Annotated in this window: 22 protein-coding genes; 11 read left to right on the top strand and 11 right to left on the bottom strand. The window is 63.4% G+C overall.

Annotation, left to right across the window (positions count from 1 at the left end; translation table 11 throughout):
- From MKI88_RS01175 to MKI88_RS01195, 5 genes are all read left to right on the top strand, one after another.
- Nucleotides 1-443, top strand: a 443-nt coding sequence (locus tag MKI88_RS01175) for a cytochrome P450 (protein WP_241628658.1), incomplete at its 5' end; no start/stop codon positions are given.
- 2 nt (nt 444-445) lie between these two features.
- Nucleotides 446-850 (top strand): Zn-ribbon domain-containing OB-fold protein, encoded by a 405-nt coding sequence (locus MKI88_RS01180; RefSeq protein ID WP_241628662.1) that lies wholly within the window; start codon nt 446-448, stop codon nt 848-850.
- On the top strand, nt 847-2,013 hold the full coding sequence (locus MKI88_RS01185) for a thiolase family protein (RefSeq protein WP_348636229.1): 1,167 nt from the start codon (nt 847-849) through the stop codon (nt 2,011-2,013). Before MKI88_RS01180 ends, MKI88_RS01185 begins: the two co-directional genes overlap by 4 nt.
- A gap of 4 nt (nt 2,014-2,017) precedes the next feature.
- Entirely contained in the window at nt 2,018-2,761 is a 744-nt protein-coding gene (locus tag MKI88_RS01190) for a DUF2889 domain-containing protein (protein ID WP_241628666.1), read from the top strand.
- Nucleotides 2,762-2,808: 47 nt separating this feature from the next.
- Nucleotides 2,809-4,125, top strand: a complete 1,317-nt coding sequence (locus tag MKI88_RS01195; RefSeq protein WP_241628668.1) for an amidohydrolase family protein — start codon at nt 2,809-2,811, stop codon at nt 4,123-4,125.
- 125 nt (nt 4,126-4,250) lie between these two features.
- Here MKI88_RS01195 and MKI88_RS01200 read toward each other — a convergent pair whose 3' ends face one another.
- The 4 genes from MKI88_RS01200 to MKI88_RS01215 form a co-directional block, all read right to left on the bottom strand.
- A complete protein-coding gene (locus tag MKI88_RS01200; RefSeq protein WP_241628670.1) occupies nt 4,251-4,877 on the bottom strand; it encodes an MSMEG_1061 family FMN-dependent PPOX-type flavoprotein in 627 nt (208 codons plus the stop codon).
- Between the two features lie 33 nt (nt 4,878-4,910).
- Nucleotides 4,911-6,179 (bottom strand): amidohydrolase family protein, encoded by a 1,269-nt coding sequence (locus MKI88_RS01205; RefSeq protein WP_241628672.1) that lies wholly within the window; start codon nt 6,177-6,179, stop codon nt 4,911-4,913.
- Nucleotides 6,172-7,008 (bottom strand): helix-turn-helix domain-containing protein, encoded by an 837-nt coding sequence (locus MKI88_RS01210; RefSeq protein ID WP_241628677.1) that lies wholly within the window; start codon nt 7,006-7,008, stop codon nt 6,172-6,174. The genes MKI88_RS01205 and MKI88_RS01210 overlap by 8 nt, the downstream gene beginning before the upstream one ends.
- A gap of 103 nt (nt 7,009-7,111) precedes the next feature.
- Nucleotides 7,112-8,596, bottom strand: coding sequence for a class I adenylate-forming enzyme family protein (locus MKI88_RS01215; RefSeq protein WP_241628679.1), 1,485 nt, complete (start codon nt 8,594-8,596; stop codon nt 7,112-7,114).
- 129 nt (nt 8,597-8,725) lie between these two features.
- On the opposite strand from MKI88_RS01215, the gene MKI88_RS01220 reads away from it, so the two are divergent.
- On the top strand, nt 8,726-9,670 hold the full coding sequence (locus MKI88_RS01220) for an enoyl-CoA hydratase/isomerase family protein (RefSeq protein WP_241628681.1): 945 nt from the start codon (nt 8,726-8,728) through the stop codon (nt 9,668-9,670).
- Here MKI88_RS01220 and MKI88_RS01225 read toward each other — a convergent pair.
- The 5 genes from MKI88_RS01225 to MKI88_RS01245 are packed head-to-tail and all read right to left on the bottom strand — an operon-like array spanning nt 9,632 to nt 15,248.
- Complete coding sequence (locus tag MKI88_RS01225) at nt 9,632-11,047, bottom strand: amidohydrolase family protein (RefSeq protein ID WP_348636227.1); 1,416 nt, start codon at nt 11,045-11,047, stop codon at nt 9,632-9,634. The genes MKI88_RS01220 and MKI88_RS01225 overlap by 39 nt on opposite strands.
- Nucleotides 11,020-12,201 carry a CoA transferase gene (locus MKI88_RS01230; RefSeq protein WP_241628683.1) on the bottom strand — a complete coding sequence of 394 codons (1,182 nt, stop codon included), beginning with the start codon at nt 12,199-12,201 and terminating at the stop codon, nt 11,020-11,022. Before MKI88_RS01230 ends, MKI88_RS01225 begins: the two co-directional genes overlap by 28 nt.
- A gap of 1 nt (nt 12,202) precedes the next feature.
- A complete protein-coding gene (locus tag MKI88_RS01235) occupies nt 12,203-13,699 on the bottom strand; it encodes a class I adenylate-forming enzyme family protein (protein ID WP_241628685.1) in 1,497 nt (498 codons plus the stop codon).
- A gap of 10 nt (nt 13,700-13,709) precedes the next feature.
- Nucleotides 13,710-14,000 (bottom strand): hypothetical protein, encoded by a 291-nt coding sequence (locus tag MKI88_RS01240; protein ID WP_241628687.1) that lies wholly within the window; start codon nt 13,998-14,000, stop codon nt 13,710-13,712.
- Nucleotides 14,001-14,021: 21 nt separating this feature from the next.
- Nucleotides 14,022-15,248 carry a CaiB/BaiF CoA-transferase family protein gene (locus tag MKI88_RS01245; RefSeq protein WP_241628690.1) on the bottom strand — a complete coding sequence of 409 codons (1,227 nt, stop codon included), beginning with the start codon at nt 15,246-15,248 and terminating at the stop codon, nt 14,022-14,024.
- A gap of 234 nt (nt 15,249-15,482) precedes the next feature.
- Here MKI88_RS01245 and MKI88_RS01250 point away from each other — a divergent pair, with 234 nt between their 5' ends.
- Together MKI88_RS01250 and MKI88_RS01255 are read left to right on the top strand one after the other, a co-directional pair.
- Complete coding sequence (locus tag MKI88_RS01250; protein ID WP_241628692.1) at nt 15,483-16,274, top strand: SDR family oxidoreductase; 792 nt, start codon at nt 15,483-15,485, stop codon at nt 16,272-16,274.
- Nucleotides 16,275-16,474: 200 nt separating this feature from the next.
- Nucleotides 16,475-16,777, top strand: a complete 303-nt coding sequence (locus tag MKI88_RS01255; RefSeq protein ID WP_241628694.1) for a hypothetical protein — start codon at nt 16,475-16,477, stop codon at nt 16,775-16,777.
- 99 nt (nt 16,778-16,876) lie between these two features.
- Here the strand turns inward: MKI88_RS01255 and MKI88_RS01260 are convergent, their stop codons facing one another.
- Both MKI88_RS01260 and MKI88_RS01265 read right to left on the bottom strand, forming a co-directional pair.
- Entirely contained in the window at nt 16,877-17,341 is a 465-nt protein-coding gene (locus MKI88_RS01260; protein WP_241628696.1) for a MarR family winged helix-turn-helix transcriptional regulator, read from the bottom strand.
- Nucleotides 17,342-17,432: 91 nt separating this feature from the next.
- Nucleotides 17,433-18,689 carry an acetyl-CoA C-acetyltransferase gene (locus MKI88_RS01265; protein ID WP_241628698.1) on the bottom strand — a complete coding sequence of 419 codons (1,257 nt, stop codon included), beginning with the start codon at nt 18,687-18,689 and terminating at the stop codon, nt 17,433-17,435.
- Between the two features lie 269 nt (nt 18,690-18,958).
- Here MKI88_RS01265 and MKI88_RS01270 point away from each other — a divergent pair, with 269 nt between their 5' ends.
- The 3 genes from MKI88_RS01270 to MKI88_RS01280 all read left to right on the top strand — a co-directional run bounded on the left by MKI88_RS01270 (nt 18,959) and on the right by MKI88_RS01280 (nt 24,058).
- Entirely contained in the window at nt 18,959-20,629 is a 1,671-nt protein-coding gene (locus MKI88_RS01270) for an MFS transporter (RefSeq protein ID WP_241628700.1), read from the top strand.
- A 157-nt stretch (nt 20,630-20,786) separates the two neighbouring features.
- Nucleotides 20,787-22,976 (top strand): TonB-dependent receptor, encoded by a 2,190-nt coding sequence (locus tag MKI88_RS01275; protein WP_241628702.1) that lies wholly within the window; start codon nt 20,787-20,789, stop codon nt 22,974-22,976.
- 44 nt (nt 22,977-23,020) lie between these two features.
- Nucleotides 23,021-24,058: a dihydrodipicolinate reductase gene (locus tag MKI88_RS01280; RefSeq protein WP_241628704.1), complete on the top strand. Its 1,038-nt coding sequence runs from the start codon at nt 23,021-23,023 to the stop codon at nt 24,056-24,058.
- Nucleotides 24,059-24,096: the final 38 nt, after the last annotated feature.

Here is a 24,096-nt window from a genome sequence, read left to right on the forward strand (position 1 = left end):
GTGGCCTTGCCATGGATCCGGAACTGCAGCGCAAGCTGCGCGCCGATCCGAAGCTGATTGCAGAAGCGTCGGAAGAAATGCTGCGCCGCTACACCTTCACGGTGCCGATGCGCATCGTCCGCAAGGAAGTCGATCTCGCGGGCGCGAAGATGATGCCCGGCGAGAGCGTCAAGCTGTTCCTTCCCGCGGCTGACCTCGACGCCAGCGAGTTCCCGCAGCCTGACACATATGATCTCAACCGCGAGAACAACGTGCATATCGCATTCGGTGTCGGCCCGCACCGTTGCCTCGGCTCGCACCTGGCGCGGGTCGAGATACAGGTGCTCTACGAGGAAATGCTGGCACACCTGCCCGAATTCAGGCTCGATCCCGACAACCCGGCGGTCTTCCACGGCGGTCATGTGATCGGCATCGAGCGGCTCAATCTGGTGTGGGACGTCTGATCATGGCCTGGCAACGCTCGCGTCCCCGGCTGGACAATGAAAACCGCGCCTTCTGGACGGGCGGCGCGGAGGGCAAGCTCAATATCGCCAAGTGCAATGACTGCGGCGGTTTCATCCATCCGCCGCGCGAAATCTGTCGGCATTGCCAGTCGGAAAATGTCGCGCCCCATGCGGTCGCAGGCACGGGCGTGGTCGATACCTATACCGTCAACCACCAGGCCTGGGCGAAGGACATGGAAGTGCCCTTCGTCATCGCGCGCGTGAAGCTCGACGACGCGCCGGGCGTCTACCTGACGACCAACATCGTGAACTGCCCGGTGGATGCGGTCGACATCGACGACCGCGTGCGCGTCGTGTTCGAGGAGCAGGACGGAATCTGGTTTCCCCTGTTCGAAAAGGCGGGCTGAGCGTGGCGCAAGAGGCATATATTACGGGCATTGGCATGTCCGAAGTCGGCGTACGCCTGACGCGCTCGGCGCTCGGCCTGACGCTCGATGCGGTCAGGGAAGCCATTGCCGATGCGGGGCTGACGCTCGACCAGATCGACGGCGTCGCGACCTATCCCGGCAAGATGCAGACCTTCATGGGTTTCTCTCCGGTCAGCTCGGACGACCTGATTGAGGTGCTTGGGCTTAAGACGCGCTGGCATATCGGTGCGGCGGAGGCGACGGCGCAGCTTGGCGCCATCGCCGAGGCCGCCAATGCGGTGAAGGCGGGACTGGCGCGCCACGTCATCTGTTTCCGCACGGTCTATGAGGCCGCGGCACTCGCCCGGCCCGAGGAATTTCCTCCGCTCGAACGCCGCAAGGACGTGTCGGGCAACTCGCAATGGGTTTCGCCCTTTGGTGCCTTTTCGGCGGCCAACTGGACCGCGCAGTTCGCGATGCGGCACATGAAGCGCTATGGCCTGACGCGCGAGCAACTGGCGCAGGTCGCGCTTAACGACCACGCCAATGCCGCGCTCAACCCGCGCGCGATCGTCAAGAAGCCGCTTACGATGGACGAATATATGTCCGCGCGGCTGATCAGCACGCCTTTCTGCCTTTATGACTGCGATCGCTTCACCGACGCGTCAACGGTGGTGATCGTCTCGGCGGGCGATGCGCTGGATGAGGTGAAGGCAACCCCGATCCGCATCGCGGCGAGCGCGGGTTCAGTTGAGCGCTATAGCTGGGATCAGGCCGAATGGGCGGGTGCCTATCCGACTGGCCGCGATCTCTGGAAGAATACCGATTACAAGCCCAAGGACGTGGACACCGTCCAGTTCTATGACGGCTTCGCCTTCCAGCCGATCACCTGGCTCGAAGGCCTTGGTTTCTGCGAAGTGGGCGAGGGCGGGCAGTTCCTTGAAGGGGGCAAGCGCATCGCGCGCGATGGCGAGCTTCCGATGAACACGGGCGGCGGCCAGCTCGGCTGGGGCCGTCTGCACGGCTTCGGTTTCGCCTATGAATCGGTGGTCCAGCTGCGCGGCGACGGCGGCGCGCGGCAGATCGCGGGCGATCCGCGGGTTGCCATTGCGACCTCGGGTGGCGGCCCGATGGCGGCGGCGCTGCTGCTGACCAGGGATTAGGCGCATGACTATCGGCGAAATCGAGGCACTGCCCGGCTTTCGCCGGCGCTTCGCGGTCTCGCCTGTCGCCGGCCGCGTGACCGCCGCAGTCGAGGACGACTATCACTGTATGGCCGTCACACTGCATCATGACGGGGAAAAGGTGACCGGGGTGGGTGCCATCATGGACCGTGCACCCTGGACGACGTGCCCCGGCGCGCCTGCGGTACTCGAAGCGACCTTCACGGGAGTTGCGCTTGCGGATGTCGCAGCGCGCGGCGAGAAACAGGCCAATTGCACGCACCTGTACGACCTCGCCGTGCTGGCTGCAGCGCATGCGGGAGACAGCACGCCCACCCGCTTCGACATACTCGTCTGCGATCCGGTCGATGGTTGTGTTGTCGCCGAGATCCGGCGCGACGGGGCGCTTGTCCACAGGATCGGGCATCGCGATGATATCGTGACCGCGCCCTCCGCGATTGCGGGGACGTCGCTGTTCAAGCTGCGGGGCTGGATCGAGACGCTGATGGAGCCCGAACGCGAGGCCGCGCGCCTGCTGCAATGGGGGGCTATCCTTGCCCATGGCCGCATCATACCGATGGAGCGCCAGTCCGACGCCAGCCGGATGCCGCCCAATTGCTATACCTTCCAACCCGATAACAAGGCCGTGGCCAAAAGGATCGGGAAAATCATCGACTTCGGCGCGGGATCGCCCGAGCCGCTGGACCATTTCGACGGAGCAAGTTTCGGATTCCGCACGCTCCGGTAAGCGGGACCGCTGACAATCATATCTGTACCGGAGCAAGGAGAGATGCGATGGACATGAACGATATGGTGTTGATCAGCGTCGACGATCACATCTGCGAGCCACCTACGCTTTTCGACAATCAGCTTTCAGGGGAACTCCTTGAGAGCGCGCCCAAGTTAAACACCGACAAGCACGGCAAGAATTTCTGGTCCTATCAGGGCAGCATCCGGCCTTCGGTCGGGCTCAATGCGGTCGTGGGCCGTCCGTTCGAAGAATATGGCATGGAGCCGACCTCGCTCGATCAGCTCCGTGCAGGCTGTTACGACGTCCATGCGCGCATCGACGACATGGATGTGAACGGCATCGCGGCCTCGATGTGCTTCGGCAACTCGATCGCATTTGACGGCCAGACCTTCCACAAGGCGCCCGACAAGAAGCTCTCATTGAGGCACATGCAGGCCTATAACGACTGGCATTATGACGAATGGTGCATGGCCTATCCCGGCCGCTTCATCCCGATAGGGATCATGCCGACCTGGGACATGGACGCGACGGTTGCCGAAATCCACCGCATCGCCGCCAAGGGCTTCCGTGCGGTGGTGATGAACGAGAACCCGACGGTGCAGGGCCTGCCCAGTATCCACAATGACTACTGGGATCCGATGTTCAAGGCGATCGCGGATACCGACCTGACGATCGCGCTGCATATCGGCACGGGCAATCCGGCACCGCATGCTTCGATGGAGACGCCGATCGAGGCATGGATATCCACCATGCCGCTCTCCGTGTCGCAAGGGCTGGCCGACTGGCTGCAGCTCGAGGAACTTCATCGCTACCCTGAGTTGCGGATCTCCATTGCGGAGGGCGGCCTTGGATGGGTGCCGTATTTCATGGAGCGCGCGGACTTCTCGAACTGGCGGCACAAGGCGTGGACGCATTCGCGCTTTCAGGACATGAAGCCGAGCGAGATGGTCAAGCGGCACTTCCTGCACTGCTTCTTCGACGACAGATACGGCCTGCAGAACCTCGAAGCCGTCGGCGAGGACAATGCCGCCTATGAATGCGACTATCCGCATTCGGACTCGCTTTGGCCCGAGACGCCCGAGCATCTGTGGGACACGGTCAAGCACCTGACCAACGCGCAGATCGACAAGGTGACGCATGGCAACGCCATCCGCTGGTTCCGCTTCGACGACTTCGCGAAGTACAACAAGCGCGAGGACATGACCGTCGGCGCCTGCCGTGCGCGGGCCAAGGCCAAACATGTCGATACCGCCCCCAAGTCCTCGGGCGGCGCGCGTCCAACCGCCGAGACCCGTCCGGTGACGTCGGGCGATGTCATGGAAATGTTCAAAAAGCACGCGGCCGAACGCGCGGCGGCCTGAAACAGGTGGAGCGCAGCTGACACCTGCGCTCCGCAACCCGATCAATTGTCCGGGTCGTGAAATCCTGAACGGCGAAAGCCAATATCGGGTCGATAGCAGATAGCGCTCTTCATCAGGCCCACAGCTCAGTAAAGCTCGTCCTTGTAGGAATGTTCGAGCGCCGCCTCGGTCCTGCGAACACCCTCCTCGTCGGGGACGCGCGGCGAGGCGAACTGGCGTGCGGCGATCGAACGGGTGTCGCCGTTCCAGGCGTCGGGCTGCCAGAGCTTCGACCGGATCAGCGCCTTGCCGCAATGGAAGAAGCATTCCTTCACGTCGACATAGGTGTAGAGCAGCGCGGGCTTGCCGCCGACCTGCATCCGCTCGAGCACTGCCGGGTCGTTGTGGAGCGTCGCTATGCCCTTCACGCGAAGCGTTTCTCGCTGGTTGGGAACGACGAAGATCAGGCCGATCTCGCCATTGTCGAGAATGTTCCTGAAGCCGAAGGTCAGCCTGTTGCCGAGACGCTCGGGAATGAGGAGATTGCCGTCCTCGTCGACCTCGACAAAGCCTTCGGGATCACCCTTTGGCGAGACGTCGACATGCCCGCTGGCGTCTATCGTGGCGACGAAAAGAAGGGGAGAACGCGCGATAAATGCCTTCATCGCGCCGTTCAATTGGGGACCCACCTTCGCCCTGACAAACTCCATCGGTTCCCCGATGACGCCCTCGAGCGAAGGCAGGTCCCTTATCCCGTAGTCATCCCGTGGCATCCGGCGACCCCACTTCGGATAAGACCCGAGCCCTTAGAAGGGCAGGTTGTAGAGCTTTACCGCGTTGTCCTGGAGGACCTTCTTCTGGATAGTCCGGTCATAGCCGCCGAGCACATCCACCAGATGCTCCTGCACGCCCGGATAGAGCGAGGTTGGGTGCGGGAAGTCCGTCTCGAACATCACCTTGTCGACGCCGATGGTCTCCAGCAGCTGCTTGGGCGCGATCTTCTCGAACCAGAAGGTGACCCAGAAATGGTCCGCGAAATATTCGAACGGCCGTTTGTGGAGCAGACCCTTCTTGATGGGCAGCATCTCGTTGAACTGATGCTCCAGCGCTTCGAGCGCGAAGGGCACCCAGCCAGCACCGCTTTCGATGAGGCCGATCTTGAGCTTGGGATGGCGGTCGAGACGACCCGAGACCATCCAGTTGCCCAGGGTTGCGGCATTGCCGATCGAGAACATCGTCGCGACCACCGACAAGGTCTGTTCGAAGCCGAAGCCTTCCCAAGTCAGTGTGTTGGGATCGATTGCGGCGTTCAGGTGGAAATTGAGCGGTGTGCCTGAGGCCTCGCACATCTCGAGGAACGGCGTCCAGTAATCGTGCATGAAACTCGGCACGCCGACGCGCTCGGGCGTGTCGGGAAGGACGAAGCCCCTGAGGCCCATGTCGATGCAGCGCCGCGCTTCCTTTTCGAGCTCCTTCTGGTCCCAGAAAGGAAGATGCGCCATGTTGAAGATGCGCTGGCCGGACACCTGCTGATATTCGGCCGAGGCATCGTTATACATCTGCACGATAGCGACCGCGAGTTCGGGGTCGCCGAGCGACATCAGCGAGCCGGCCTGGGTGACGCCCGAATTCTGGAAGGCGATCTGGGCGTAAACGCCCATGTCATCCATCGCCTGCAGCCGTTCCTTGATCAGGTGGCCGCCCGGATGCGCCTGCTCGAGCTTGGGGAAGGCGAGGCGACCCAGGAGCTTGTTGTTGTCCTTGCGGATGACGTTGCCGCCCATCGAACCGAAATTGCGGTCGCCGACATACCAGCGCTCCACGCCATCGGCGTCGAGCTTCACGTAAGGCACCTTGTCCTTGAACTTTGCTGGTGCGCGCGACGTGAAGAGGTCTGGCGCCTCGGTGATGTGCGTGTCGGTGTCGACGATCTTGATGCCCTCGAACATCGGGTTCAGACCGCCCGATTGCGAGGCATAGTCAACTTCGCGGATCACGCCGCCTTCGGTATAGCCTTCGGCGGACCAGTATTTGCGCGCGCTGCTGGCCATTTCCTTGGTATCATTATCAGCCATGCTTCTTCTCCAGCTGCGGGGTCCAGGCTGCGTTGAAGAGCGGCTGTACGCTGGCGGGCGCGGGGTTCTGTTCGTCAACGCACCGACCCACTGCGTCGGTCAGGCTTCGCAGCAACGTCGATGGGTCGATCTGGTCGGACGGCTCATAAACGAAACCGATCGCGAGCGGCTGGTTCTCAGGAAGACCAGGAAGCAGGACCGCGGTCACATCCGCGATCGACCCGAACCCTGCAACGCCGCTGGCGTATCCGAGTTCCCGGCATTGCTGCACGTGCGCCGCCATGTCGGGGAACGAGAATTTGCGCTCGGGCGCGGCTTCGGCGTTCAGGCGGCGGATCATGCCGTCGCGCCGAGGCTGGGCAACCGTTGAAAGCAGCAGCCAACCGGCCGCGGAATCGGAAAGATGCTCCTGCTGGCCGCCGCTGAAACCGGCTGGACCCGAGGTGCGTACGGGCCGCTTGCCAGGGCGCCAAGTGTAGATCTGGGCCTTGAGGCCAACCATGCCGAACACGGCGATGCCGAGGCCCGTCTGCGCAGAAAGCCGGTCGATCAGGCCGGTGAGGCGGCCGTCGCGCACCATACCCGGCTGCACGGCACAGCCAAGCATCGCGGCACGCGGGGTCGGCGAATAGGAGCGAGAGCACGGATCCTTGTAGAGCAAGCCAAGGTCCACGAGGCTCGACAGAAGTTCGGACGTGCTCGACTGGGGTCGATCGAAGCGGCGAACGATATCCATGACCGTTGCCTGCGGATGCTCATCGTCGAAGAACTCGAGCACCTCAATGACCCGTTTGGCAATCTTTGCCTTGTTGGACTCGACCAGAGCCATGCTTCCTCTCCTTCTTATATGAACAGGGTTGTTCACTAAGGAGAGGGTCGCTGTCAATAAAAAATGAGGCGCTCTCGGTTTTGTGATCGGCGCTGGCGCATAACTAGGGGTCAGCCTCTAAAAGGCGGCGCAATGCCGGGCGGTCCGCCTTGAGCGACGGAGTTCTTGGTATATCGTTGCAAAACAGCCACTTGACTGGAATGTGCGTGGCCAGAACATGCCGTCGCAAATGCGCTTCGAGCTCGTCGGTTCCAGGAGCCGCGGAACCGGGCTTGAGGCGAATCGCGGCCGCCGGGACCTGCCCGAGCCGGTGGTCGGATATGCCCGTCACGGCAGCCTCCGAGATTGCGGGGTGCAGCATCAGCGCGCGCTCCACCGACTCGGGGAGAATTTTGAACCCCCCGCGCATGATCGCGCCGTCGGCACGGCCGCGATGGAACAGGAAGCCGTCCTCGTCGATCATCGCGATGTCGGACGTGCGTATCCAGTCGGGACCGATTCGCGGGGAAATGACTTCGAGCAGTCCCTCGGCGCCGGGCGGGAGAGCCGCTCCCGTTTCCGGATCGACGACTCGCAATTGTGCGCCCGCCATCGCGCGACCAACGGTGCCGAGCTTCGTCCTTCCCCATTCGGCATGGAGGTCGGGTGTCATCGCGGCAACCGGGCCGGCAAACTCGGTCGCGCCGTAAGACAGCAGGATCGGGATGCCGTAGCGGTCCTCGAACGCCGCCTGCACCGTCGGATCGAGTGGCGCGGCCCCCGTGCCGATTGTCTTGATCGAGGAGAGATCTTCCCTCGGGATATCGGCATCGAGCACCAGTTGCACACATGAAGGGGGTAATCCTGAATGCACCGGGCGATAGCGCACGACATGGTCGCGCCAGCCTGCGACGCTGAAGCGTTCGAGCAGCACGACGCGCTGGCCCCGCATCATCATCGGCAGCGTCGAATAGATGCCCGAGATGTTGCCAAGCGGGAAGAAGAGCAGAAAGGGCGGGGACGCTTCGGGATTGTCGCCCTGCGTTTTCGCCAATGGGCTGGCGAGGAAATGCTGTTCGAGCAGGCGATAGGAGATCGCGAACTGCTTGGGCGGTCCCGTGGTGCCGCTGGTCAGGATCTCGATCTGTGGTTCAGCAGGCGCTGTCGGCTGATTGACAAAGCGCGCCCTTTCGAAGCCGGGAAGCGTCCCCGCCGTCATTCCCTCGAGCGCAACCGCCGGGAGACCTTCATGTGTCAGCGTGTCGCATATCTCGGGCGAAAGATCCTCGCGATCGGCAATGACCGCGGCTGGCTGGAGACGCTCAATGTCCCGCGCAATGCCGACGGGCGACTGGAAGGCGTAGATCATCCGGATGCTGCGCCCTTGCGCGATCAGGCCGAGCAGCGCCGCGATCGACGCCGGTCGATTGCGGGGCACGAACGCCACGGGCGCGTCGGGAGCGATGCCGCTAGCATCCAGCGCGTTCTGCACGGCTTCGGCGACGCGACGGAGATCACCCCAGTCATGCCAGCGATGCTCGAATTCAATCGCCCGAAGCGCGGGATCGCGTTGGAGTGCGGCCGCGCCAAGTTCCTGAAGGCTCGCCACCAGTCCCCCCCCTTTCGGTCGGATAGTGACGCAGCCTGCCGATGATGGCCACAAGGCTTTGCAACGCAGCCACGATGATTTGGCGATGAGGAGTAGGCGCAGCAGACACCGCGCGGTAAGCGGTCCTTCGTGACCACGTCGGACTTCCTGATCGAGCCGCGCACGCTCGTCCTGCCCTGGGCGGACGGGATCAGGCCGCTGGGCGTGATCGACCTCGATGTGGCGGGCGATGACGTCGCTCCGATAGTTCATCCACCATTTCCGCTGATCGGCGTGGGGGATAGCAGTCATCCGCTGGCCGCGCAGCTTGATGCCATTGTCGAGCCGCCGGTTGCGAGCGCCGCGCTGATCGAGAATGTCTGCGGCCAGCCCGAAGCGGCGCTGGTGGTGGTGCAGTTGCTGCGCCTCATCGAGCAGCTCGACCCTGCGCAGGCGCTGGTCGCCGAATCCATGGCCTATGGCCTGTTGCAGAGCGGTCGCGGCCATGCCGGGTGGATGGCTTCATGCTCGGCCGAGCCCATGCCTCCGGGAAAGCTGTTGGTCACGCGCAACGAGGACGTGCTCGACATCGGTATCGAGCGGCCCGATGCGAACAACGCGATCGACTGTGAGCTGCGCGATGCACTGCGCGAGGCGTTCGAGCTGGCCGTGCTCGATCCCGGCATCGGGCGCATCGTGCTGCGCGGAGTCGGCAAGGTCTTTTCGGTCGGCGCGGACCTTGCCGAATTCGGGACCACGCGCGATCCCGTCGCCGCGCATGTCATCCGCACGCACACGCTTCCTGCGCACGCGATTGTTCGATGCGCGGAAAAGCTGGAGGTGCACGTTCAGGGTGGCTGTGTGGGATCGGCGCTGGAAATGGCGGCCTTTGCGCGCAGGATCACCGCAAGCTCGCACGCGTGGTTCCATTTGCCTGAACTTGCGATGGGCGTGCTGCCCGGCGCCGGCGGCTGCGTATCGGTATCGCGGCGCATCGGGCGGCAAAGGGCTGCGCTGATGATCCTGTCGGGCAGACGGATCTCCGCCGACACCGCGCTAGACTGGGGCTTGATCGACGCGATTGTGGGCGATTGATCCGCCGACCAGCGTCAGCCTCACATCGCCTGACTGCAGACGCGTGCGCGCTTCGGACCATGGCCGATCGAGCAGGCAAAGATCGGCGGGCGCTCCGGTTTCGATGCGACGTTCCCTCTCAAGCCTCAACGGGTCAGCGAGAAAAAGCGCCAGCGCACCTTCGGGGGGCAGCGCCTCGTCGGAGCCGATCACAGCGCCGCTGGTCGTTCGGCGCGAAACCGCCGCGCGCATCGCTGCCCAGGGATCGCAGCTGCCGAAGGGCGCATCGCTTCCCGCAGCCAGGACAATGCCGGCCCGTTGGAATGCTGCAAGGCGATAGAGGAACGGCTGATCGCGCGCGTCGACATCGCGCAGATACTGATCGCCGCGCTCGGCGATGAAGTGCGGCTGGCTGACCACATGCAGGCCCATCCGCGCAATTTCCGCGACCAGATGGTCGGGGGCGACGCCCGCATGTTCGATCCGGTCTCCCGCGATCGACCCGGCGCTCTCCAGCGCGGCCAGTGCAAAGACCAGCTCGGTCTCGGTGGTGCAGTGGATGGCAACGGACCTCGCCTGCGCGTGCGCCGCGCGCATGAAGGACACGGTCTCTTCAAGGTCGGGCAGCGCCGCTTCGTGCAGGTGGAGCTTGGCGGGCCCAAGCCAAAGCGCCGCATCGAACCGCGCATCGGCCAGCGCCAAAGACCCAGCCAGCACGACGCACTGGCGGAGTGCACCGCTCACTTGCTCCCCCGCAAAATGGGCGGCCATGTTCACGTCATTTCCGGGCGACATATCGGTAAGCCCGGTGACGCCCATCGCCGCCAGTTCGGCGCTGATCTCCGCGAAAGTTGGCGGGGCGCCGGCGAGCGTGTCGCGCAGCCAGCGGTCCTCGTCGAACAGGCGGCCCGTCCAGCGGCTTCCCTCGCGCTCGAGGCCGGGAGGCGGGGGCGCGCGTTCGAGCAGTTGCGCGAGCGCAATGCTGTTGAAGAACCACATGCGCCCCGAACGGTGCTGGATGCGTACCGGTCGATCGGGCGCAAGCCGGTCGAGCGTGGCTGCATCGAGCATCCCGGCCACGGATTCATGATAGCCGATTCCGCGCAGCCAGTTTTCGCCGGGTAGCGACAGCGCGTATGTCAGGGCGGCGGCATCGTTCACCTCGGGCGGGCCGCAGCGCACCGAGGCGCGCGCGACGGCGAGCGCGGCCAGATGGAGATGATGGTCGTGCAGCCCGGGCAGGAGTGCGCCGCCGCGCGCGTCGATCACATCTTCACCTTCAACGGCCTGCAGTTCACCGATCGCTGCAATGTTTCCGGCCGCGATCCGGACATCCGCACGCCCGTGCTGCCAGATTTCGGCGTTGCGGATCAGCATGTCGGGCACTGAGTGAGCCATGCCGCATTGTCCGCGCCCAGCGCCGCGACGGGCCCTGTCGGGCGCGCGGCAAGGGCGGGGAAGGGCTGGCCGCGCCCGGCCGCCCAGCGCTGCAGCGTCCTGTCCAGCGCATTCGCGTAAGTGTTGCGTTCAACCTTCAGAGCCTCGGCGACCACAGCGCTCATCGACAGGATCAGCCGCGCCCCCGTGCCGCGCTGGCGCTGTTCGAGCGCCGCTCGCGCCGCTAATATGCCGGTAAGTGGGTCGGCGCAGGCGTCGCCTCCGAAGCCGATCGTGCCCGTGGCAGCAAACAGGGCCGCGCTGAGTCCACCGGCGACGCTGCAGTCATCGCCAAATCCGGTCCATTGCGCTGCGTCGCCTGTGATGCCGTGGCCGGTGATCGTTACCCAGACGAGCCCGGGAACTTCGCGCACCAATGCGTCAGCATCGATACCGAGCTGAAGCAGCGCACGCGGACGGGAGGCTTCTATGACAATGTCGGCACGGCGAATGAGCGCGACCAGCGCGTCGCGATCTGGTGGATCCCGCAGATCGAACGCGACGTTGGCCTTGTGCTGGTTGAGCCGCGCGAAGAGCGCTGGATCCCCGGCACGCATCATGTCCGGACGGTTGCGGCTTTCGATCTTGATGACCTCGGCGCCGGCAAGCCCGATCAGATGCGCGGCGAGCGGACCTGCCCAGAGCGATGAAAGATCCACGACCAGCGGCCGGCGGGAGGCAGGAATGGTTGCGATTCCGCGTGCGGTCACAGCAAGCGCCGGGCTCACGGGCTGCTCGTCGAGGCAGGCGATCGCGAGGCCCAGCTCGCGCCCCTTCGCAACGATTTCCTCCGCGCGCTCCTGCCGCAGTCGTGATGCAATCGCCTCGTCGTCATCGCCATCGACCGTGGCATCGCCAAAGAGCGCAGGCAGGAGTTCACGGTCGTCGGGGCGCGCGAGGTTGAGCGCGACATGCCCTTCGCGGGCCTCGAACAGCTGACAGCCTCCACCGGCGGAAACGCGCCCCGGAATCGAAAACCCGTTGAGTGCAGCGCGCTCGCCGAGCAGCGTGGCGCCTGAAAGCGCGGCAATGCCGCGAGAGCCGGTCAACACCGCGAGAGCCGTCAACTGCGCATCCGCCCAGCCGGAAAGCGGGATGGCGGATGGCGCGTTCACGTCACCCCGCAAACAGCTTCTTGACCTCGCGCCGCAGAAGCTTGCCCATTTCGTTATAGGGAAGGGCATCGGCGAACAGAATCTTTTCGGGCACGCGCGAGGATCGCAGGCGAGCGCGAACCAGTTCCTTGAGCTCGTCCTCGTGCGGGGGGAGGTGCCCTTCGCGAACGACGATCGTCAGGCCCACAGCTTCGCCCCATTCGAGTGAGGGAATGGCCACCGCGGCGGCATCGGCAATGGCGGGGTGCGTCAGCAGCACGTCCTCGATCTCTCCGGGGGAGATGTTCTCCCCGCCGCGCACAATAACATCATCGGCGCGCCCCGAGAGGAAAAGATAGCCTTCCTCATCGATCCAGCCCGCATCGCGCGTAGGGAACCAGCCCTGTGCGTCGAGTGCGCTGCGTTCCTTGTATTCGCCCGAAACCTGATCGCCGCGGACATAGATTTCGCCACGCTCGCCGGCGGGCAGTAGCCTGCCGTCCTCGTCGCGGATCTCGATCTCGACGGTGGGCAGCGGCCTGCCGACCGAGGCCAGCCGCGCGCGCGCAACGGGATCGTCGGATGCATGCGCGGCACGGTGTTCGTCGGGCCCGAGCAGGGCGATAGTGGAGCTCGTCTCGGTCAGGCCGTAGGCATTGGTGAAGCCCGTGTCGGGAAACAGATCGAGCGCACGGTGGATCAGTTCGAGCGGCATCTTTCCGCCGCCATAGGCGATCGCGCGCAGCGACGACATGTCGGGCCTGTGCCCCTTGTCCATCGCGTCGATGATGCGCGAGAGCATCGTTGGTACGACGAAGGCATTGCTTGCGCCCTCGGCCGAGGCGAGGTCGAGCCAGGCGGCGGGGTCGAAAGCGGGGAGCATCAGAATGCGGCGTTGCGCGTAGATCGAGCTCAGCAGCGCGGCAATGCCCGCGATATGATAGGGCGGCACGCTGACCAGAGCCGCATCCTCTTCGGGCGCCGAAGCGAACTCGACCGTGCCCAGAATATAGGAGACCAGATTGGCGTGCCGAAGGATGGCGGCCTTTGGTGCGGCGGTGGTGCCGCTGGTGAAGAGCTGGATCGCGATGCCTTCGCCCTCATCGCCCTCGGTCGCGGCATCGGCGCTGCGATCGAGCGCAGCCGTGACGAATTCGGCGCGGGAAAATGCTGTGTTGCTGTCCGAAGGGCACAGTCGTTTCACGCGTGCGGTATCGCCGATGATGACCGCAGGCGTGATCCGGTCGAGCAACGCGGCGAGATCCGCGTCGGCCAGTCGGTAGTTGAGCGGCACATAGGGCACGCCCGCGAGCGCGGCGCCGAACAGCGCCATGGCGGCGGCCTCGCTGCTCTCGTCCAGCAGCGCAACGTGCTCGCAGCCGCTCTTGCGGATCAGTTCTGCAGCACCGCGCGCGCCCGCCAGCAATTCGGCATAGCTCCAGCGTTTGCCATCGCAGACCAGGCCAATGCGGTCGGGGGCGGCATCGGCCGCCATTTCAAGAAACAGGGCGATGTTCATCTGAGCGGCGTCAGTCCGAAGCAGGAAGCGGCTTGGCGTCCTTGATGCCCAGCGCTGTGCCGTTCACCGACAGCGAGCCCTTGCCGGGCTTGACGCACAGCAGCTCGAACTTGCCATCGGCGTCGACATAGCGCTTGCCCATCAGCGTGCCGGCAGAGAAATCCGCATTTGGTACGCCCAATGTTTCGGGGTTCGCATCGCCCATGGGCGCGCCGCCGCATTCGATCGTGCCTTCGCCGCACCGGATGACCATCACCTCGGTGTCGCAGACGGCGCTTTTCAATTTCGATCCGGGTTTCATTCTGCAATTCCTTCCGGCCAATCAGGCGATGGCGCCCTTGGCCTTTAATTCCTCGATACGGTCCCACTCAAGGCCCAGCTCCATCAGCACCAGCTCGGTGTGCTCGGACGCCTGGGGCGATCGCGTGGTCTCCAGCGGCTGGCCGTCAAACTGGACGGGCCCGCGAACAAGGCGGAGCGGCTTGCCGCCGTCAGCGCCTTCAACCTCTACGATCATGTCATTGGCTATCGTCTGCTGGTCGGTCAGCAGGTCCTTGAAGCTCTGGATTGGCGCCCATTGGCCCTTCATTGACTTCAGATGCTCGCGCCAATAGTCAAAGGGCTTGGACGCAAAGGCCTTGACGAGAATGTCGCTCGCGGCGCCTGCATTTTCGATCAGCGAGTGCACGTCCTTGAAGCGCGGGTCATTTGCTGCCTCGGGGACGCCCATATGCTTGAACGTGTCCTCGATCAGCCCTGTCGGGCTGACCATGCACAGGTTGATCGTGCCGCCATCAGACGTGTGAAAGTTGCCCATGAAGGGGTTGCGCAGCGAACCGCCCGATGTGGGCATCCCGTTTCGCGTGAGGATGTCGGTTTCCATCACCTGCGAAATAAGCGCGCCCGACGCCCACCAGGCCGCGCTCAGCAGCGAGACATCCATTTCGACGCCTTCGCCCGTCTTTTCCCGGTGAAGCAGTGCGCCCGAAATGCCGCCCGCGATGAACATGCCGCCGATCGAATCGCCAAAGGCGGGGATGCCCTGGGTGAGCGGTCCGGGCAATTGCTCGGGGGTCATGGCATGGGCGATGCCGCTCCTGGACCAGAAGCAGGTGCCGTCGAAGCCGCCGATCTCGCGCTCGGGCCCCTTGTTTCCCAGCGCGCTGCCGCGCGCATAGATGATGTTCGGGTTCACCGCGCGGATATGCTCGACGTCGAACTTGTTCTTCTGACGCACCTGCGGAAGATAGTTGGTCAGGAAGACATCGGCGGTCTTGGCGAGCTCGTAGAGCACTTCCTGCCCTTCGGGCGTCGACACGTCGATGCCGACGCTGCGCTTGCCACGATTGGGATGTTCGAACAGTGTGTGCCGCAGGGGATCCAGCGTTACGCCGCCCATGTTGAGGAAGCCGCGTTGCGTGTCGCCGCGCACAGGGTGCTCGACCTTGATGACGTCCGCGCCCCAGTCGGCGAGGATCGCGCCGGCAGCGGGCACAAAGGTAAACTGAGCCACTTCCAATACGCGGACGCCCTTCATGACCTGGGTCATAGTATCCCTTCATCCCCCTGGCGCCGCCTGGGCGCGAATAACAGGGGGCAGAAACTAGAAGCTGGCACCGGCGCCGCAACCCCGTAATTGGGCGAAATGCTGGGCTATCGCTAGCACGATACACAATGACGCGCCAACGCCGTGGCGATATCCTGATTGCGTTGTCGACCGCGGGTTGAGAAGCGTCACGTCTCCGCCAATAGCCGCTAGAAATCCAGTCTTGGGAGAAACGCTGTGAAAATCGACTCTTCGCTTTCGGCTGTCGTCACGGGTGGCGCATCAGGACTTGGATTGGCGACCGCCAGGGCGTTGCGCGAAGCGGGCGTGAAGGTCGCGATCTTCGACATCAACGAGGAGAATGGCCAGAAGATCGCGGATGAGATCGGGGCGCTCTTCTGCAAGGTCGACATCATGTCAGAGGAAAGCGCGCTTGCGGGCTTCGAGAAGGCGCGCGCTGTCAATGGCCAGGAGCGCGTCCTTGTTCACTGCGCCGTCGTCTCCAAGGGCGGCAAGACGGTGAGCAAGGACAAGGAAGCGGGCGGCTTCAAGCGCCTGTCCACCCAGGACTACTCCATTTCGGCAGAGGGCGTTCTCGTGGCGAGCTATCGCATGGCGTCGATCGCTGCGCTCGGCATGGCCGGACTCGATCCGCTCGAAGATGGAGAGCGCGGCACTATCGTCCTTACCTCAAGCGCCGCGGCGCAGGACGGCCAGATCGGTCAGGTAGCCTATGGCTCGCTGAAGGCTGGCGTGAATGGTCTCGTCCTGCCGATGGCGCGCGATCTCATGGACCTCGGCATCCGTGTCAATTCGATCATGCCCGGCATTTTCGCGACGCCGCCGATGCTGCGATTCAAGGACATGAACCCCGCAATGTGGGACGGGCTCAATCAGTCGGTTCCTTTCCCCAAGCGTCTTGGCAAGCCCGAGGAGTTTGCCAGCCTTGCGGTGGAACTGGTGCGCAACAGCTACATGAACGCACAGACCATCCGTATTGACGGCGCCATTCGTATGCCGCCTCGCTGAGACCTGCATAATCTGAACGGCGGCCCAGCGAGCACCCGCCCCGGATGCCGGGGCGGGTATTGTGCGCTTGCGAAAAGCGCATTCGCACTTGCAAAAAATAATACTAAGCTAGCTTGACATTTTCATCGTAATAGCTAAACTAGGTTAGTGTTTAAGAGAATGCCCGTTTTGGCAACACGTCTTTCTTCAAGAGGTCGGACATGAAAACGCTTATCAAGATCACCCTTCCGCTTTCGCTCCTTGCCGCTGGCGTACTCCCGCAGGTCGCGGCTGCAAATGACGCGGTTCAGCTTTCGTCGCTCAACGTCGCGGCATTTGAAGGCAAGATGCTCTACGGCCCCAAGGGCGAGCGTCTCGCGGCCGTTTACCGCGTGACCCAGGACGGCGTTGCCCAGATCATCCTCAACGGCAAGATGGTCAGCGTTCCCGCTGCGACCCTCACGGCCGCTGATGGCAAGCTGAGCACGAGCCTCACCAAGCGCGATCTTCTCACCTCGCGCTGAGGTTACGGCACGCGTCGGGCGGGAAACCGCCCGAGCGGACCGAATAGGTCGGAAATACAAGAAGGGCCGCCAGACATCTGGTGGCCCTTTTTTCGTGTTTCAGCTCGAAACCAGCGGCTTGACGCAGGATTTGCCGATATTTTCGGACAGCGCATCAAGAAGCTCGTTCAGGCGCTGAAGGTCGTCCTCGCTGAAACCTGCGAAGGCGGCGTCCTCGTTGACGCGTGCAATGCCGGCCAATTGGGAAGTGATCGCCTGTCCCGCCTCGGTCAGGAAGATGGCATGGGCGCGTCGGTCATCATCCTTGGCGCGACGTTCAAGCACGCCGTCCGCACAAAGACGGTCGATCAATCGGCCTGCGGAGGCTTCCGAAATCTCGAGAGCATTTGCGATGATGCGCTGCGTGACCCCGGGTCTGCGCGCTACCACCGCGATAACGGTCCACTGCGAGCGGGTGACACCGAGCCGAACGACGCTCTGGTCGAAATGCGCGCGCAATTGCCTGGCGATGACGGTCAGCTTGAGCGATGCATTTCGTTTCAGATCGGTCGGTTCTTCGAACATCCCCCCGCTCATCTTTCCTCCCCTGGCGCGGCTATCATAGCGCCGCCGCGAACAAACGGAAGCGTCATCGCCGCGCGACTGGGGCAGCCGATCAGACACGTTCGATGATGATCGCGGGCGCCATGCCACCAGCTGCACACATGGTGATCAGCCCGTAGCGGCCATTGGTGCGCTCAAGCTCGTCGAGCGCGGTCCCGATCAGGATTGCACCGGTCGCCCCAATCGGGTGGCCGAGCGCGATCGCACCGCCATTGGGATTCAGCTTTGCGCGGTCAATGTCCATGTCGCGGATGAATTTCTCGGTCACGGTGGCAAAGGCTTCGTTCACTTCCCAGACGTCGATATCGTCCTTGGTCAGGCCGGCCTTTTCGAGCACCTTTCTGGCCGCGGGGACGGGAGCGTTCAGCATGAGCGTCGGGCAATCGCCGATATTCGCGGTGGCGACTATGCGGGCGCGCGGCTTAAGCCCGGCCTTTTTGACATAGGCTTCCGACGCCAGCAGGATCGCGGCCGCACCATCGACGACGCCTGAAGACGTGCCGGCATGGTGGAGGGGCTCAATCTTCAGGTCCGGATATTTCTGGTTGATGAGCTCGCGGAAGGTTGGGCCATCGGGCCGCGAAGGCATGTCCGCAAACATGGCGAAAGCGGGCTTCAGTTGCGCCAGCTGCTCCGCGGTCGTGTCAGGTCGCGGATACTCCTCATGGTCCAGAATCACATTGCCATCGTCATCGAGAACGGGGACGACGGATTTGGCGAAGCGTCCTTCCTTGAGCGCGATCGCCGCGCGGCGTTGGCTCTCAACACCGAAGGCGTCCAGCTCCTCGCGCGTAATACCCTCCATGGCGGCGATTGCATCTGCGCAGACGCCCTGGTTGGATTGAGGGTGCTTGTCCTGCAGCCGCATATTGCCGGTGCCGAGCCCGCCAGGCGACTTCACGCCTGCCTCGCGCAGCGACTGGCCGTACCAGGTCACATAGGACATCATCTCCGTGCCGCCCGCGATCACGAGATCCTCCATGCCCGACATCACCTGTGCAGCCGCGAGGTTGGTCGCAGTAAGACCGCTGCCGCAGAAGCGGTCAAGCGTGACCCCCGACGCCTTGATGTCATAGCCGGCATCGAGTGCGGCCATGCGCCCCATGTCGCCACCTTGCAGCCCCATCTGGGCGCTGGTGCCCCAGATCACGTCATCGACGTCAGCGGTGTCGAGGTTGTTGCGGTCCTTGATCGCTTTCAGAACGGTCGCCGCTATGTGCTGGGGGTGCATGTGCGATAGTGCGCCCTTGCCCATCTTGCCGATGCTGCGGGGGGTGCGGACGGCGTCAACGATATAGGCCTCGGCCACTTCTCATCTCCTGATCTGACTACGCGCGCGCGCGGTTCTTTAAGGGCTGGCTATTACACGGTGGTAAGGTGCACGCCACTGCTTCGCCAATCGTGTGGGCGATTGATCGCACGATGCCGCCGCGCGAAGGCGTGTGGCAGCGGCGATAACCGCCCGGATCCGGGGGCAAAGCCGGCCCGACGACCTGGAATGGCGGGATGCGCGGCGTGCTTCCCTCCTTCGGAATTGGCGGATAGGAGAGGGGAAAGGGGCAATCGGAGGAGCGTGCAATGGAGGCACCCGGCGGCAGCGAAAGCGCGCGGCGTGGCGGTGCTTTTCAGCCGCTGCGTGAGCCCGTCTTCCGTCGAATCTGGTTTGCGAGCGTTCTGTCCAATTTTGGCCAGCTCATCCTTGGCGTGGGTGCAGCATGGGAAATGACACGCCTGACCACGTCTGCCAGCATGGTCGCGCTGGTCCAGACCGCTATGATGTTGCCGCTCATGCTGGTGGCGGTGCCGGCGGGCGCTGTCGCCGACATGTTCGACCGGCGTCGGATCGCCATGGCGGGACTGGGTTTCTCGATCGCCAGCGCCATCGTGCTGACCGCGCTTGCCTGGTTCGGACTCACGTCCCCATGGGTCTTGCTGGGCTTCTGTGCGCTGATCGGGGCAGGGGTGGCACTCTATTCGCCGGCCTGGCAGGCATCCATCAGCGAGCAGGTGCCAGCCGATGAACTACCCGCCGCGATTGCGCTGGGTTCGATCAGTTATAATGTCGCGCGCAGCTTCGGCCCGGCGGTGGGTGGCCTGATCGTTCTGGCTGCGGGAGCGCAAGCGGCTTTCGCAATAAATGCGGTATGTTATATTCCATTGTTCGCTGCATTCATGATCTGGAACCGCAGGCACGTGCCGTCGCGCCTGCCGCCCGAGCAAATCCATCGCGCGATCGTTTCGGGGGCACGCTACGCCTTTCATGCCGGTCCAATTCGGATCGTGCTTTTGCGAGCGTTCCTGTTCGGACTTGCCGGCGCATCCGCAGCGGCGCTGGCGCCGCTGATCGCCAAGGACCTTCTGGGCGGCAACGCCAGCACCTATGGCATTCTGCTTGGTGCAAGCGGCGTGGGTGCGGTGGCTGGCGCGCTGATGGTGAGCCATCTTCGCACGCATTTCGGAACCCAGCCGACCACGGGATTCATGGCCGTGGTTGGAGGGCTGGCGCTGGTTGTGACTGGCTTCAGCCGTTCGGTCCCGCTCACCTGCCTCGCGCTGTTCGTGGCGGGCGGGGCGAATATCCTCACCATCGCGCTGCTGAACGTATCGGTGCAGCTTGCCGCCCCGCGATGGGTCACTGCGCGCGCGCTCTCGCTGTTCTCCTCCGCTCTGACCGGAGGCATCGCGATTGGCGCTGTGATATGGGGCGCAGTGGCAAACACATGGTCGGTCGATGTGGCGGTTGTGGCATCGGGCGCCGCGTTGTCCGTCATGCCGTTTCTGTCGTTGCTGCTGCCACTACCAGAAGCAAGCCAGGCCGATGTTGAGCCGGTCAAACTGGCGAACGAGCCCGAAGTCGGGCTCGCGCTCACGTCGCGCTCGGGGCCCGTGGTCATCGAGATCGACTATGACGTCGATCCGGCACAGGCACGCGCCTTCTACGATGCGATGCTCGCGGTGCAGCGCACACGCTTGCGCAACGGCGGTTTCAACTGGTCGCTCGCGCGCGATATCGCCAATCCGGCGCTCTGGACCGAACGATACCAATGCCCGACATGGGGCGACTATCTGCGCATGCGTGACCGGATCACGCAGGCGGACATCGATGCGCAAGCGCTGGTCCGCTCGTTTGACCGCAAGGCCGGCGAAACACGCGTCCGGCGCCGGCTCGAACGGCCATTCGGCTCGGTGCGCTGGCAGGCGGACTCGCCGGATCCGCAGCAAGGTACGATCGACTATATCGGCCCCTGACGCTGGTTTGGCAGCCTCAGCCAGTCTGTCGATTGATCGCGATTTTCGATGAATGGCCAAGAAAATCGAAAAAGGACGGATGCGGCGCGCAGTCTAACATGCGCGCCAGCAATGAGAGCGTCCATATGTGGGCGTCCAGCAAAAGGGGAGGCGTAAAATGGCCAGAATGCGGCTGCACACCACAACATCCTTTATCGGCCTCGCCGCTCTGCTGTCCTTGATTCCGCAAGCAGCCCTTGCGCAGTCCGCCGACGCAACGGCTGCGGAGGAGGAAGGCGACATGATCGTCGTCACCGCGCAACGCCGCTCCGAACTTTCGCGCGATGTGCCGATCGCCATCACGACGATCACCGAAGATCAACTCACCAGGTCCGGTGCCACCTCGCTTTCCGACATTTCCAATGTCACGCCGGCACTGCGCTTCGACGCCGCCGCCACGTTCGTGCAGCCGACGATCCGCGGCGTCGGCACCGCCGTCACGAGCTCGGGCGGTGGCGCCAATGTCGGCATCTATGTGGATGGATTCTACTCGCCCAATCCGCTTGCCGCGGATTTCCAGCTCATGAAGCTGCGCAGCGTGCAGGTGCTCAAGGGACCGCAGGGCACGCTCTTTGGCCGCAACACCACGGGCGGCGCGATACTGCTCACGACAGCGGAGCCGTCATCGGATGCCAATGGCGAATTCGAAGTAAGCTACGGCCGCTTCGATACGTTGACGGTGCAGGGCTACGCCACGGGCGGCGTCATCGAGAATGTTGCGATGGATATCGAAGGCCTGTTTCGGCGCGGTGGCGGCTTCGTCCACAATATCACGACCGGCCGCGATGACGACGGCGAGTTCAGCAACTGGTCGGTCCGTACCGGCCTCAAGGTGGACTTCACCGACAGCATGTCGCTGGTGCTGCGTTACCAGCACACCGACAATGATGATCCGACCCTGATGAATACCAACATCTATGTCGGGGATGATATCGGCGGTGCAGGCTCCAATTTTCCCTCGAGCCTCTACGCCACCGATCCGGACGAGGTCGCGACATCGGGACCGAGCGAATTCCGCTTCAACGGCGATGTTCTGCAGGCGACGTTCCGCGCCGACCTCGGCTTCGGCGATCTTACCTCCTACACGCAGTATCGCGACGAGGAGTCGCTGATCGTCGAGGATCTCGACCACACGGCGGCGCCGGTCTTCCTTCTGCACATCCCCGTTCGGAACAAGACATTCTCGCAGGAACTGTTGCTGACCTCAAAGCCGGGTACTCCGCTTCAATGGACCACCGGCCTCTTCTATTTCAGCAACAAGGATATATGGCGCACCCGCTTCGGCACGCCGACACCCGCAAACCCGCTTGCGAGCATCGCGCTCGGCGGGTCCGGTACCACGACCAAAACCTATGCCGCCTTTGCCGATCTCACCTATGAAATCACGCCGCAGCTCTTCGTGACGGCGGGTGCGCGCTACAGCCACGACGTCGTCGATGATCCCTATTACATTGCGCCCTTTTCCGGTGTGCAAACCTTCGTCCCGAACCTGAAAGACGACAAGGTCACGCCGCGTTTCGTGCTGCGCTACAAGCCCAGCGAGGAATCGAGCATCTATGCGTCCTTCACCATGGGCTACAAGGCGGGCATCCTTGATGTAGGCGGTGCGACCGGCAATATCGTGAAGCCGGAAGACATCAAATCCTATGAAGTCGGCTACAAATACGCCGATGGCAATTTGTCGGCCGACGTGTCGGCCTATTATTACGACTATGATAATCTGCAGGTCTCGCTGTTCAGGGGCAATCCGCCGTCAGCGCAGATCGTCAATGCGGCGCGGTCGGAAATCTACGGCCTGGATGGCCAGCTCAGCTACCGCTTCAACGAGCATTTCGACATCAATGTCGGCGCCGCCTACACCCATGGCCGCTACAAGCAGTTCCCCGATGCGCCGATCTACACGCGATGCACTGTGCAGACCTGTGCGGCGCAGGGGATTTCCTTTCTCGTTGTCCCGACCGATCTCGGCGATGTGACAATGCAGCGCACGCCGGAGTTTACCGGCAATCTTGGCATGCGCTACCAGACCGAACTCGCGGGTGGCGAGCTCGTGCTCTCGGGCAATCTCTACTACACCTCGAGCTTCTTTCACGGGCCTTCCGGCATCCAGTTCAAGGAAGATGGCTATGAGGTGCTGGCGCTCCGCGCCCAGTGGACCGATCCGTCGGACAAGTTCACGCTTGCGGTGTACGGCGATAACGTGACCGACAACCGCTACCGGACACAGGTGCAGTACAATAATTTCGGCATCGGCAGTGTCTGGAGCGCGCCCGCGACCTGGGGAATTCAGGCCGGGGTCAAGTTCTGACGCCCCTGCTATTGATGGTCGGTCGAGCGGAGAGGGAAACAGCGATGGATACCAGGACCTGGAAGGTCATCCAATGGGCGACGGGCAATGTCGGTTCTCGGGCGCTACGCACGGTGATCGAGCATCCGCAGCTCGAACTGGTCGGGCTATGGGTGAGCTCGCCCGAAAAGGTAGGCAAGGACGCGGGCGAACTTGCTGGCATCGCGCCCTGCGGCGTCAAGGCAACCAGTTCGGTAGACGATCTCGTGGCGACCAAGGCCGACTGCGTGCTGTATATGCGCCAGGGCACCGATATCGACGAGCTCTGCCGTCTGCTCGCCTCGGGCAAGAATGTCGTCACGACGCGCGGCGACTTCCATCATCCCCGATCGATGGATCCTGATGTTCGCGCGCGGATCGAACAGGCGTGCGAGGCGGGGAACAGTTCGATCTACAGCACGGGGTCGAGCCCCGGCTTTGTGACCGAGGCGCTGGCGATCCCGCTATTGTCGCTGTCCCGGCGGCACGATTGTCTGACGATCGACGAATATGCCGACATGTCGAGCCGCAACTCGCCCGATCTGCTGTTCAACATCATGGGCTATGGCGTCTCGCCGGGCCAGTTCGACCAGCGCAAGGTCGAGTATGTGAAGCACGACTTCGCGGCCTCCATGGCGCAGATTGCGGACGCGATCGGCCTCGAAGCCGACGAATGGGACGCTGTCGGCGAAATGTCGGCGGCCAACAACACCGCGGAGATCGCCGCGGGAACGATCGAAGCCGGTACCGTTGCTGCGCAGCGCATCACGATCACCGGCCTGCGGAATGGCAAGCCCGTGCTGCGCTTCCGCGCCAACTGGTATTGCTCGCGCGACATCGAACATCCCGAATGGGAACTGCGCGAGTCAGGATGGCGCATCCGCGTCGAGGGGGACACGCCGCTCGACGTGGGCATCACCTTCCCGGTCAAGCCGGAGGACTATGCCGCGTTCACACCGGGGCTGACCGCACATCGTGCCGTCAATGCTATTCCTGTCATATGTGAAGCAGCGCCGGGGATCCGAACGACCGTGGACCTGCCGCATGTGATCGCCAAATTCTGAACGGCGCGCGGGATGCCGCCAGCTTCCGGAGACATAAG

Origin of the sequence: Sphingomonas sp. LaA6.9, from assembly GCF_022601895.1 — a bacterium.
GTDB lineage: Bacteria > Pseudomonadota > Alphaproteobacteria > Sphingomonadales > Sphingomonadaceae > Sphingobium_A.